This window comes from Streptomyces sp. NPDC056486 (assembly GCF_042795295.1).
Lineage (GTDB): Bacteria > Actinomycetota > Actinomycetes > Streptomycetales > Streptomycetaceae > Streptomyces.
This window is the reverse complement of record NZ_JBHTSF010000084.1, coordinates 1-11,811: the sequence shown is the minus strand read 5'-3', so window position 1 is coordinate 11,811 and position 11,811 is coordinate 1. Positions and strand designations below refer to the sequence as shown.

The 11,811-nt window shown below is 67.3% G+C and carries 13 protein-coding genes and 1 tRNA gene; 3 read left to right on the top strand and 11 right to left on the bottom strand.

From position 1 onward, the window contains the following. Window positions 1-547 precede the first annotated feature (547 nt). From rplL to ACFQ7F_RS28175, 9 genes are all read right to left on the bottom strand, one after another. The gene (gene rplL / locus ACFQ7F_RS28215) at window positions 548-928 is read right to left on the bottom strand and encodes a 50S ribosomal protein L7/L12 (protein ID WP_383275878.1); all 381 of its coding nucleotides are present in this window, start codon (window positions 926-928) and stop codon (window positions 548-550) included. 113 nt (window positions 929-1,041) lie between these two features. Beyond that, window positions 1,042-1,572: a 50S ribosomal protein L10 gene (gene rplJ / locus ACFQ7F_RS28210; RefSeq protein ID WP_383275875.1), complete on the bottom strand. Its 531-nt coding sequence runs from the start codon at window positions 1,570-1,572 to the stop codon at window positions 1,042-1,044. Between the two features lie 287 nt (window positions 1,573-1,859). Further along, window positions 1,860-2,798 carry a hypothetical protein gene (locus ACFQ7F_RS28205; protein WP_383275872.1) on the bottom strand — a complete coding sequence of 313 codons (939 nt, stop codon included), beginning with the start codon at window positions 2,796-2,798 and terminating at the stop codon, window positions 1,860-1,862. A gap of 64 nt (window positions 2,799-2,862) precedes the next feature. Continuing rightward, the gene (locus ACFQ7F_RS28200) at window positions 2,863-3,750 is read right to left on the bottom strand and encodes a hypothetical protein (protein ID WP_383275869.1); all 888 of its coding nucleotides are present in this window, start codon (window positions 3,748-3,750) and stop codon (window positions 2,863-2,865) included. 155 nt (window positions 3,751-3,905) lie between these two features. After that, a complete protein-coding gene (gene rplA, locus ACFQ7F_RS28195) occupies window positions 3,906-4,628 on the bottom strand; it encodes a 50S ribosomal protein L1 (RefSeq protein WP_344522028.1) in 723 nt (240 codons plus the stop codon). An 86-nt stretch (window positions 4,629-4,714) separates the two neighbouring features. Next, the gene (gene rplK, locus ACFQ7F_RS28190; protein WP_160506641.1) at window positions 4,715-5,149 is read right to left on the bottom strand and encodes a 50S ribosomal protein L11; all 435 of its coding nucleotides are present in this window, start codon (window positions 5,147-5,149) and stop codon (window positions 4,715-4,717) included. 175 nt (window positions 5,150-5,324) lie between these two features. Further along, entirely contained in the window at window positions 5,325-6,218 is an 894-nt protein-coding gene (gene nusG, locus ACFQ7F_RS28185) for a transcription termination/antitermination protein NusG (protein ID WP_383275864.1), read from the bottom strand. Between the two features lie 89 nt (window positions 6,219-6,307). Beyond that, complete coding sequence (secE, locus tag ACFQ7F_RS28180) at window positions 6,308-6,592, bottom strand: preprotein translocase subunit SecE (RefSeq protein ID WP_383275861.1); 285 nt, start codon at window positions 6,590-6,592, stop codon at window positions 6,308-6,310. Window positions 6,593-6,697: 105 nt separating this feature from the next. Further along, window positions 6,698-6,770, bottom strand: a tRNA-Trp gene (locus ACFQ7F_RS28175). A gap of 192 nt (window positions 6,771-6,962) precedes the next feature. Here ACFQ7F_RS28175 and ACFQ7F_RS28170 point away from each other — a divergent pair. After that, window positions 6,963-8,189 carry a pyridoxal phosphate-dependent aminotransferase gene (locus tag ACFQ7F_RS28170; protein ID WP_383275859.1) on the top strand — a complete coding sequence of 409 codons (1,227 nt, stop codon included), beginning with the start codon at window positions 6,963-6,965 and terminating at the stop codon, window positions 8,187-8,189. Window positions 8,190-8,335: 146 nt separating this feature from the next. Next, the gene (locus ACFQ7F_RS28165) at window positions 8,336-9,355 is read left to right on the top strand and encodes an adenosine deaminase (protein ID WP_383275856.1); all 1,020 of its coding nucleotides are present in this window, start codon (window positions 8,336-8,338) and stop codon (window positions 9,353-9,355) included. On the opposite strand, the gene ACFQ7F_RS28160 is transcribed toward ACFQ7F_RS28165, so the two are convergent. After that, a complete protein-coding gene (locus tag ACFQ7F_RS28160; RefSeq protein WP_383275853.1) occupies window positions 9,345-9,944 on the bottom strand; it encodes a TetR/AcrR family transcriptional regulator in 600 nt (199 codons plus the stop codon). The genes ACFQ7F_RS28165 and ACFQ7F_RS28160 overlap by 11 nt on opposite strands. 102 nt (window positions 9,945-10,046) lie before the next feature. On the opposite strand from ACFQ7F_RS28160, the gene ACFQ7F_RS28155 reads away from it, so the two are divergent. Beyond that, complete coding sequence (locus tag ACFQ7F_RS28155) at window positions 10,047-10,688, top strand: NAD(P)-dependent oxidoreductase (RefSeq protein ID WP_383275850.1); 642 nt, start codon at window positions 10,047-10,049, stop codon at window positions 10,686-10,688. 29 nt (window positions 10,689-10,717) lie between these two features. Here ACFQ7F_RS28155 and ACFQ7F_RS28150 read toward each other — a convergent pair. Next, window positions 10,718-11,811: UDP-N-acetylmuramate dehydrogenase (locus tag ACFQ7F_RS28150; protein ID WP_383275847.1), on the bottom strand; the 1,094-nt coding region annotated here is incomplete at its 5' end.

The window sequence follows — 11,811 nt, the reverse complement described above, 5'->3', positions numbered from 1 at the left end:
TTCCGAGGGCTCGGACTCACTACGCGCGTACCGGTCCCAGGCTGGACAGGGGGACAGAATTCCCAGGTCAGGGAAGATTCGGTCCACAGTGCTCAAGCATGGGCATGCCCCTGGTGACGGGCAGGAGGCAGCTAACAGGCAGCGCAAAGGGTCAGTGTAGCCACTAGGCCCACTGATGTCCAGTGCGGGTTTTGGGAGACCCTCGTTGTTCTCAACACCTGCGGCAAGCCACGTCCTCAACGCATCGATACTGCCCTCTTCGCCGTCGATCCATGCCTCGGATGCGGATCGTTGTGACGACGCGTCCTGAGAATTGCGCGCTGCGTGCGGTTCGTCAAGGCCCCCCTGCCCCGACATGGCTCTCAGAGCGTCACCGTCACGGCCGTTCCGAGGCACAACGAAGATCACCATACTCGTCGGGGCGGGCTACGCAAGGCAGCCGTCTGGGTGCGCCGGAGAACGCCGAAGGGCGACCACCCAGATGGGTGATCGCCCTTGGCTGGCGTCGCCTGAACGACGCTCAAAAGGAGTCAGACGACTCGCGAGGTTACTTGACCTCGACCGAGGCGCCGGCAGCCTTGAGGGACTCGGCAGCCTTCTCGGCGGCCTCCTTGGTGACCTTCTCGAGGACGGGCTTCGGGGTGCCGTCGACGAGGTCCTTGGCCTCCTTGAGACCCAGCGAGGTCAGCTCACGCACGACCTTGATGACCTGGATCTTCTTCTCGCCGGCGCCGGTGAGGACGACGTCGAACTCGTCCTGCTCCTCGACGGCCTCGGCAACGGCGCCCGGGCCGGCCGGGGCGGCGGCGACGGCCGCGGCGGCGGTGACGTCGAACTTCTCCTCGAAGGCCTTCACGAACTCGGAGAGCTCGATGAGGGTGAGCTCCTCGAACTGAGCAAGCAGGTCTTCCTGGCTGAGCTTCGCCATGATGGGCGATCCTTCCACTAATTCGGCTGGTGCCGGGTGTACATGAAGGCGGGCGTACGTTGGGCCCGCTGCGACCGTCGCCCTATCGGGCGGCGATCAATGCGCGAGCCGAATTACTCGGCACCGCCCTGCTCGGCCTGCTTGGCACGAAGCGCCTCCGCGGTGCGGACGAACTTCGACGGCAGCGCCTGGAAGAGCTGCGCAGTCTGCGTCTGCTTGCCCTTCAGCGCGCCGGCCAGCTTGCTGAGCAGAACCTCGCGGGACTCGAGGTCCGCGAGCTTCTTGAACTCATCGGCGGACAGCGCCTTACCGTCAAGGACACCGCCCTTGATGATGAGGTTGGGGTTGTCCTTGGCGAAGTCACGAAGACCCTTCGCCGACACCACCGGGTCACCGGTGACGAAGGCAACCGCCGTCGGACCCGTGAACAGGTCGTCCAGCGTGTTGATCCCGGCCTCGTTGGCCGCGATCTTGGTCAGCGTGTTCTTCACCACGGCGTACTCGGAGTTCTCACCGAGCGAACGGCGCAGCTGCTTGAGCTGGGCCACGGTGAGACCCCGGTACTCGGTCAGCACGGCGGCGTTCGAGCTGCGGAACTTGTCCGTGAGCTCGGCTACCGCGGCAGCCTTGTCGGGCGTCGGCATAAAGCGTCAGCCTCCTTCCGGGTGATGAGGACCGCTCAAAAGGGGCTGACAAAACAAAACGCCCCGGCGCAGGCGCCGGGGCATGAGCTCGACCTGACGGAAATCCGTCCGGGAGCACTCACTTCCACAGTCACCTACGCGGGTCGTCCGCAGTTTCAGCGGATCCTTCGGCCACCGCACTCTCTTGCGAGAACACGGCAACGACCAGCGGTCTTTGGCTTCTGTGGAAGAGTACGCGAACCAGTTCGCGTCAGGCAAATCGGCTCAGAAACGCGGTCCGGGGCCGGTCAGAAGCCGCTGTCGGCGCCGGCTCCTGAGCCGTCCTTACCGAGCTCCTTGAACATCTCCATCAGGTCGAAGGTCTTCCCGGCCGGCGGAGCGGTCACCTTGGCCTCGGCGCCGTAGTCGGAGAACTTCTGGGACATCTTCATCGTGCCCTCGGGGGACTTGATGTCGACGTCCATACGGACCGGGTAATCGTCCTCGTTGACCCAGACCTCGGTGTCGTAACCCTTGATGCCCGACTTCTCGATGCCCTTGAACATCTCCTCGCGCTCGCTCTTGCTGAGCACGTCGCTGAGGCCCTTGTTCGTCTCCATCATTTCCTTGACGGAGAGCCGGCCCTTGTAGCGCTGGGTCTGCACACCGTCGACCTTGGCCGGGCCCATGTGCTTGAGATTCTTCGAATCGAGGAGCAGTGCGAGCTGCTGCGCCGGGTCCTGGTTCATGCTGTCCAGGCCGCCGGTGAGCTGCTTCGCGATCTTCTCGTCACCGGACTGCTCGGCGATGGAGTTCAGATCCATCTTCATCCACTGCTTGCCGTCCATGTCCTTGGCGGCCGCCGCCCCCATGTCCATGTACATGACGTTGTCGAGCCAGAGCAGCCGGACCTTCTCCGGAGCCTCGGGGCCGCCCTCCGTGAGCGCCGAACCAGTCATCGTCATATCCATGACGGTCGGGTCCCAGCCCATGACACCGGACATCTTCATGTCGCCGCTCGCGCCGCCCACCGACTTCGGCGCGGTCATCGTCATGTCGACCTTGGCCGACTTGGCCTTCGAGGTCTTCTCGTACGCCGCCGTGATGACCTCGGTCACCTTCGACCGGGACTGCGTCTCCCCCGAGGCAGCCCCGCCGGCCTTGTCGTCGGAGCCTCCGCAGGCCACCGCACCCGTACACAACATCGCGGTCGCGAGCACTGCGCCCGCCATTCTCTTCACAGTCATGACCCCACCCCTAGGAACACATGATCGACACAATTCGGTCCGGCGAGAATACCTGACGGCCAGGTCAGGCCTGGGGCTGCTGCTTCATGAGGTCCTTGAAGCTCAGGGTGTCCCCGGCCGGGGGCTTCTCGGCGGAGACCTGTGTGCCGTAGTCGCTGTAGTAGACCGTCTGCGAGAAGGAACCGGTCTTCATGTCGGCCTTCTCGGTCTTCTTGACCAGCAGATCGTCGCCGTTGACCCAGATGTCGATCTTCTCGGTGCTCATCCCGGCCTGCTTGAACTGCTTCTTCAGCTCGGCCATCTGCCCGGCGTCGAGGTCCGTGCTCTTGCCGGTGAGGTCGGCGACGTCGACGGTTCCCGAGTAGTGGGTCGCCTTCGTGCCCCGGACGCTGTCCTCGCCCACGCGCTTCACGTCGCCGGACGCGAGGAGCATCTTCACCGACTGGTTGGGCGTGGTGTTCTGCATCTGGTCCTTGAAGGCTTCACCCGCGGCGCCGCCCATCTCGGCCAGCGTGGCGTAGTCGTACTCGATCCAGTGCTTGCCGCCTGACTGCGAGGCGAACTTGTCGCCCATGTTCGCGTAGTACGCGTCGGGCAGGTAGCGGTAGTCGATCGTGGACTGGCCCAGCTGTTCCATCTGGTCGGCGGCGGTGCCGCCGGTGAGGGTCGCCGTCACCTCGCCGGTCACGCCGTCCTTCCAGTCCATGACGCCCTTCATGTCCATCGACATCTGGGTGCCCATGACCGTCTTGCCCTCGACCTTGGCCGAGTCGGCGTTATCGGTCTTGTCCTGGATGGTGCGCAGGGCGGCTATCGGGCTGAGGGCATCGGAGCCGTTCTCCTTGCTCTTCGCGTCGCCGTCGCCGCCGGAGGAGCCACAGGCCGCGACCCCGGTCAGCGCCGCGGCCACCGCGATCGACAGACACGCACGTCGCATGGTCGTGCTGTTCATGACATCCCACCCCTTGCACTCGTGTGAATTTTGCACGCTAGCGCAGTGCCCTGACAGCTCTGACGGACATGCACTAATACGAGGACGGGCCCCGCACCTCGAAAGGTTGCGGGGCCCGTCTCACAAACGCGTACGCGACGCGACTGCCGTCAGATTCAGACGGCGGCCGGGTCCTCCTCGGTGAGGAGGTTGCGGGTGCGGTTGCTGTCCAGCGGAATGCCGGGGCCCATCGTGGTGGCAAGGGCGGCCTTCTTGATGTAGCGACCCTTGGCGGCCGACGGCTTCAGACGGAGGATCTCCTCCAGCGCCGCGGCGTAGTTCTCCACCAGCTTGGTCTCGTCGAAGGAGACCTTGCCGATGATGAAGTGCAGGTTCGAGTGCTTGTCGACGCGGAACTCGATCTTGCCGCCCTTGATGTCGTTGACAGCCTTCACGACGTCGGGGGTCACGGTGCCGGTCTTCGGGTTCGGCATCAGACCACGCGGACCGAGCACGCGGCCGAGGCGGCCGACCTTGCCCATGAGGTCCGGGGTGGCGACGACGGCGTCGAAGTCCAGGCGACCCTTGGCGACCTCGTCGATGAGCTCGTCGGCGCCGACGATGTCGGCCCCAGCGGCTTCCGCGGCCGCAGCACGGTCACCGGTCGCGAAGACCAGGACCCGGGCGGTCTTGCCGGTGCCGTGCGGGAGGTTCACGGTGCCACGGACCATCTGGTCGGCCTTGCGCGGGTCGACACCCAGGCGGAAGGCGACCTCGACGGTGCCGTCGAACTTGGTCGCGGAGGTCTCCTTGGCGAGACGGACGGCCTCGAGCGGGGCGTAGAGCTTGTCCCGGTCGATCTTGGCGTCCGCAGCGCGGAGAGTCTTGCTGCGCTTCACTTCTGCTCCTGTGGTTTCAGGTGTGGAGTCGTGGTGCGGACCAGCGCTTGGTCCTACCACTGAGAAAGGTCAGACGGGGAAAGCTCTTAGCCCTCGACCGTGATGCCCATGGAACGGGCGGTGCCGGCGATGATCTTCGACGCGGCGTCCAGGTCGTTGGCGTTGAGGTCTTCCATCTTGGTGGTGGCGATCTCGCGGACCTGCGCCTCAGTGATCTTGGCGACCTTGGTCTTGTGCGGCTCGCCGGAGCCCTTCTCGACACCCGCGGCCTTGAGGATCATCTTGGCGGCCGGCGGAGTCTTGGTCACGAAGGTGAAGGAGCGGTCTTCGTAGACCGTGATCTCCACCGGGATGACCCAGCCACGCTGCGACTCGGTCGCGGCGTTGTAGGCCTTGCAGAACTCCATGATGTTGACGCCGTGCTGGCCCAGCGCGGGGCCGACCGGCGGGGCCGGGTTGGCTGCGCCGGCCTGGATCTGGAGCTTGATAAGCCCCGTGACCTTCTTCTTCTTGGGAGGCATTGCTCTCTCCGGGTCCTAGTGAGAGTTTCCAGCCTCTATCCAGTCATCCGGATGGAGGCATACCGCACCACGATAACGGGTATAGTCGCGCGGCCAAAAACCGAGCAGGTCAGACAGGCTTTGAGAGCCCGTCTGACCTGGTCGGAGGCGTATGTTCCAGAGGAAGCCGCAGGGGCTAGTTCTTCTGGATCTGGTCGAAGCTGAGCTCGACCGGGGTCTCGCGGCCGAAGATCTCTACGAGACCCTTGACCTTCTTCGAGTCGGCGTTGATCTCGTTGATCGTCGCCTGCAGCGTCGCGAACGGGCCATCGGTGACGGTGACCGAGTCGCCGACCTCGAAGTCCAGAACCTGGACCTCGACCTTGCGGGACGGAGCCGGCTTGCCCTCGGCCTCGGCGGCCTCGCGGGCTGCCTTCTCCTCGGCCTCGGGGGCGAGCATCTTGACGATCTCGTCCAGGGTCAGCGGGTACGGGTCGTAGGCGTTGCCCACGAAGCCGGTGACGCCGGGGGTGTTGCGGACGACGCCCCAGGACTCGTTCGTCAGGTCCATGCGCACCAGGACGTATCCGGGGAGCTTGTTCTGACGGACCGTCTTGCGCTCGCCGTTCTTGATCTGCGCGACCTCTTCTTGCGGCACCTCGGCCGCGAAGATGAAGTCCTCGACGTTCAGCGAGACGGCACGCTGCTCGAGGTTGGTCTTCACGCGGTTCTCGTAACCGGCGTACGTGTGGATGACGTACCACTCGCCGGGGAGGGTGCGGAGCTCTTCGCGCAGGGCCACGATCGGGTCGACCGGCTCGGCCTCCTCCTCGTCCTCTGCGGACTCGGCAGCCTCTTCGGTCTCGTCGTCGGCGGCGGCTTCGTCGCCCGACTCGTCGGACTCGGCGTCATCCGCAGACTCGGTGGCGGGCTCGACGTGCAGGGCCGACTCTTCGGCGGGTACGCCCGCGGCGGCGTCAGCAGCTTCGGCCTGGTCCGGGTCCTCGGCGTCCGCCGCCTCGACGATGTCGAGCTTGTCCTCCACGGACTCCGCCGACTCGATGGCGTCGTTCAGGTTCGGGTCAGACACGGTGGCTGCTTCTTCCTGGATACAGAGGGGTGGAACGCGCGAAACGGGCGCCGGGTACGGCGCCCTTCGCTCTCGGCTCAGCCATCGGCTCAGCCGAAGACGTACTTGACGGCCTGGTTGAACCCATAGTCAATCACGGTCACGAGGCCGATCATGATGACGACGAAGACAATCACCACGGTGGTGTAGGTCGTGAGCTGACTGCGAGTCGGCCAGACGACCTTGCGGAGTTCCGCGACAATCTGGCGGTAGAAGAGCGCGAGACGGCCGAAGGGGCCCTTCTTGCCGCGCTTGCCGCCCTTGCGGGCCTTCTTGGACTCCGGCGCCTCGTCCTGGGCATCAGGCATGTCGATGGAGCCCACGGCGTCCGTCACTCGTCCTCACCTGATTCCGGGTCGTGGCCGTGCCGCGCCCGGTATGAGCCGCACGGCGGTGCAATGCAGTACGTACATGCGCACACATCCGAGAGGAGTGTGTAGCAGGGCCGGAGGGACTTGAACCCCCAACCGCTGGTTTTGGAGACCAGTGCTCTACCAATTGAGCTACGACCCTTTGATTTCCCCCAACCTACCGCATCCGCCCGAGTGCACGGAGTGCGATGGGAGGGTGCGGCCGGTGAAGGCCAACGAGCAGTGAGTGTACGTGCTCTGCGGCCCTCCGTCGAACAGAATCAGATCCGGTGGTCCGTCGGCAAACACCGAAACCTGTGTGCCGGGGTTGTTTCGGGTCTGGAACGATGGGGTTATGAGCGCTTCCACTTCTCCCACCGAGCGCCGGGTATCCGCCCGCATCGGCGCGATCTCCGAGTCCGCGACCCTCGCCGTCGACGCCAAGGCGAAGGCCCTCAAGGCCGCCGGGCGGCCGGTGATCGGGTTCGGCGCGGGTGAGCCCGACTTCCCGACGCCCGACTACATCGTCGAAGCCGCCGTCGAAGCCTGCAAGAACCCGAAGTACCACCGCTACACCCCGGCCGGCGGGCTCCCCGAGCTCAAGGCCGCGATCGCCGCGAAGACGCTGCGCGACTCCGGCTACGAGGTCGACGCCTCGCAGGTCCTGGTGACGAACGGCGGCAAGCAGGCCATCTACCAGGCGTTCGCCGCGATCCTCGACCCGGGCGACGAGGTCATCGTCCCGGCTCCCTACTGGACGACGTACCCGGAGTCGATCCGTCTCGCGGGCGGCGTGCCGGTCGACGTCGTCGCCGACGAGACCACGGGCTACCGCGTCTCGGTGGAGCAGTTGGAGGCCGCTCGCACGGAGCGCACGAAGGTCGTCCTCTTCGTGTCGCCGTCCAACCCGACGGGTGCCGTCTACAGCGAGGCCGACGCCGAGGCGATCGGCCGCTGGGCCGTCGAGCACGGCCTGTGGGTGATGACCGACGAGATCTACGAACACCTCGTCTACGGAGACGCGAAGTTCACCTCGCTCCCCGCGATCCTGCCCGAGCTGCGCGACAAGTGCATCGTGGTCAACGGCGTGGCCAAGACGTACGCGATGACCGGCTGGCGCGTGGGGTGGATCGTCGGCCCGAAGGACGTGGTGAAGGCCGCGACGAACCTCCAGTCGCACGCCACGTCGAACGTCTCCAACGTCGCGCAGGTCGCGGCCATCGCGGCCGTGTCCGGCGACCTGGCCGCCGTCGACAAGATGCGTGAGGCCTTCGACCGGCGCCGCAAGACCATCGTGCGGATGCTGAACGAGATCGACGGCGTGCTCTGCCCCGAGCCCGAGGGCGCCTTCTACGCCTACCCCTCGGTGAAGGGCCTCATCGGCAAGGAGATCCGCGGCAAGCGCCCGCAGGACTCCGTGGAGCTCGCCGCGCTGATCCTGGAGGAGGCCGAGGTCGCGGTCGTTCCCGGCGAGGCCTTCGGGACGCCGGGTTACCTGCGTCTTTCGTACGCCCTGGGTGACGAGGACCTCGTAGAGGGCGTCTCGCGGCTCCAGAAGCTGCTTGCCGAGGCCCGCGACTGACGGTCACGTCCCCCTTTTCGGAAGGTCCACGCGCGCGTGCGGGCCGTCTCCCCTCTGCGGGGAGGCGGCCCGTTTCTTCGTTCGGGCATGTGCACGATGGGGAAAGTGGCTTCCGGGACGCCACATCCGTACGGCAAGATCCTCGAATGGAGCGTGTACGTGACGTAAGAGAGCTGCCGAAGGCCCATCTGCATCTGCACTTCACCGGGTCGATGCGGCCCACGACCCTGCTGGAACTCGCCGACAAGTACGGGGTACGGCTGCCCCCGGCGCTGACCGGCGGTGAGCCTCCGCAGTTGCGGGCGACCGATGAGCGCGGGTGGTTCCGCTTCCAGCGGCTATACGACATGGCGCGGTCCTGTCTGCGGGAGCCCGAGGACATCCAGCGCCTGGTGCGGGAGGCCGCGGAGGAGGATCTGCGGGACGGCTCCGGGTGGCTGGAGATCCAGGTCGACCCGACGTCGTACGCGCCTCGGCTCGGCGGGCTCATCCCGGCCCTGGAAGTCATCCTGGACGCCGTCGAGAGCGCCTCGCGGGACACCGGCCTGGGAATCCGCGTGCTCGTCGCCGCGAACCGCATGAAGCACCCTCTGGACGCGCGCACGCTGGCCCGGCTCGCCGTGCGATACGCCGATCGCGGCATCGTCGGCTTCGGGCTCTCCAACGACGAACGCCGTGGCTTCGCACGGGACTTCGACCGGGCCTTCGCGATCGCGCGGGACGGCGGCCTGCTCGCGGCGCCGCACGGCGGTGAGCTCAGCGGGCCCTCTTCGGTGCGGGACTGCCTCGACGACCTGCACGCGGGGCGGATCGGGCACGGGGTACGGGCGGCCGAGGACCCGCGGCTCCTGAAGCGCCTCGCCGAGCGGGGCGTGACCTGCGAGGTGTGCCCGGCGTCCAACGTGGCGCTCGGCGTCTACGAGAAGCCCGAGGACGTGCCGCTGCGGACCTTGTACGACGCCGGGGTGCCGATGGCGCTCGGGGCCGACGATCCGCTGCTCTTCGGGTCACGGCTCGCCGCGCAGTACGAGATCGCGCGCAAGCACCACGCCTTCGACGACAGCGACCTGGCCGAGCTCGCCCGGCAGTCGGTGCGCGGCTCGGCGGCCCCCGTCGACATACAGGCGAAGCTCCTGGCGGGGATCGAGGAGTGGCTCAGCGGCTGATGCCCGCGAGGAGGGTGCGGGCGAGGGCGGCGGCGAACTCGTCGACGGGCTGCGGGGGTTGCTTGCCGACCGTGGAGTCGTAGGCGAAGGCACGCTGGGCGCAGGCGCCCAGGAGGAGCGAGGCGGCCGCGAAGGTGTCGGCCCCGGGGGCGATCCGGCCGGCGTCGCGTTCGGTGCGGAGGTAGGTGTCGAGGGCCTCGATGGGCATGTGCGGGCCCATGCCCATCGCCTGCATGGAGTCGTCGTGGCGGCGCTTGAGCTTGGTCTCGGCGTACAGGGACGCGGCGATCGGAAAGCTCTGGGCGTAGAAGTGGCTGGCCAGACGGGCGATCTCGGCGAGGTTCTCCTCCACTGAGCGCTCCCCCGGGTCCTCGGCGAGGCGGCTCAGAAGCGGGCCGAGGCGGGGCAGCCGCTCCTGGAGGACGCCCACGAACAGCTCCTCCTTGCTCGCGAAGTGCTTGTAGAGCGCGGCTTCGGAGCAGCCCGCCGCCTTGGCGATCTCCTTGGTGGTGGCACGGGCGAGGCCGATGGTGAGCATGAGGTCGTGGGCCGCGTCGAGGATGCGGGCCCGGGTGGGCTTCTGCTGCATGTGCCGTTGCTGCATGTGCTGTCCAACCAAGCTTGACGAATGGGTGAGTGGATACTGACCCTAGGGGTGAGTGAATACTTACCCACCTGAGGAGGATGCGCCATGAAACTCACGGTGTTCGGTGCGACCGGCGGTGTCGGCGGGGAAATCGTCCGGCAGGCGCTCGCGGCGGGTCACGAGGTCACGGCCGTGGTGCGCGACCCGTCACGGCTGAGCGCGACAGGCGCCACGGGAGAGAGCCTTGAGGTGTTCCGGGCCGACCTGACCGACCCGGAGTCCCTGCGGGCCGCGGTGGCCGGGCGGGACGCGGTCCTCTCGGGTCTCGGGGCGCGCAAGAGGGCGGACGCGGGGATCACGGCCGAGCTCACGCGGTCGGTGGTGCGCGCGATGGAGGCCGAGGGGGTGCGCAGGCTGGTGGTGGTGAGCGCGGCGCCGGTCGGACCTCCGGCCGAGCGTCAGCCGATGGTCGACCGGGTCATGGGATCCCTGGTCAGCAAGATCCTCAAGCCCGTGTACGACGACCTGCGGGCCATGGAGGCCGATCTGGCGGCCAGCGCGACGGACTGGACGTCCGTACGCCCGCCGAGGCTGCAGGACAAGCCGGTGACGGGCGGCTACCGCAAGGTCGTCGGGGGCACGCCGGTCAGCGGGCGGTTCATCGGGAGGGCCGATGTGGCGCACGCGATGCTCGCGGTGATCGACGATCTGTCGACGGTGAAGCACGGCGTGGGCGTCGCCTACTAGGCGCCCTGAGGGCGTCTGCAGAGGGTGCCCTAGAGGCTGACGCCCACCGTCACCGGCTCGTTGACCAGCGTGACCCCGAAGGCGTCCCGCACTCCGGCGACGACCTCACGGGCGAGGGCGAGCAGGTCCTCCGTGGTCGCGCCGCCGCGGTTGGTGAGAGCCAGGGTGTGCTTGGTGGAGATGCGGGCCCGACCCTCTCCGTAGCCCTTGGTGAAGCCCGCCTTGTCGATGAGCCAGGCGGCGGAAGTCTTCACACGGCCGTCGTCCGTCGGGAAAGCGGGGGGCGCCACGTCCGGGCCCAGACGGTCCACCACGCGCGCGTGGAAGGCGGCGAACTCCTCCTCCGTGAGGATCGGGTTGGTGAAGAAGGACCCGGCCGACCAGCTGTCGTGGTCCTCGGGGTCGAGCACCATGCCCTTGCCCGCGCGCAGCTTCAGGACGGTCTCGCGGGCGACGGCCGCCGGGACCCGGTCACCCGCATCGACGCCGAGGGTGCGGGCCGTCTCCGGGTACTTGAGGGGGGCGCTCATCCCCTGGGCGTCCTCAAGGGCGAAGCGGACGCGCAGCACCACGAAGCGGTCGGCATCGGCCTTGAAACGGCTGTGGCGGTACGAGAAGTCGCACTCGGCGTTCGTGACGGTGACCGTCTCGTGCGTCTTCCTGTCGTACGCGATCACTTCGGTGATGGTCGACGAGACCTCCTGGCCGTACGCCCCCACGTTCTGGATCGGCGTCGCACCCGCGGAGCCGGGGATCCCGGCGAGGCACTCGATGCCCGCGAGGCCGGCCTCCACGACGCGGGCCACCGCGTCGGTCCACACCTCACCGGCCGCCAACTCGAGTTTCGTACCGTCGAGTTCGAAGCCCTTCGTGGCGATGCGCAGAGCGGTGCCGTCGAACCCCTTGTCTCCGATGACGAGGTTCGAGCCGCCTCCGACGATCAGCAGCGGAGTTCCGGAGTCGTCGGCTTCGCGGACGGCGGCGATCACCTCGGCGTCGGTCGTCGCGGTGATCAGACGGGCCGCGGGACCGCCGAGCCGGAAGGTGGTCAGCGGGGCGAGGGGAGCATCGTGGAGTTCCTGCACGTGCTCAAGGGTACGGTCCGTGGCCCCGCCTCTCGGGC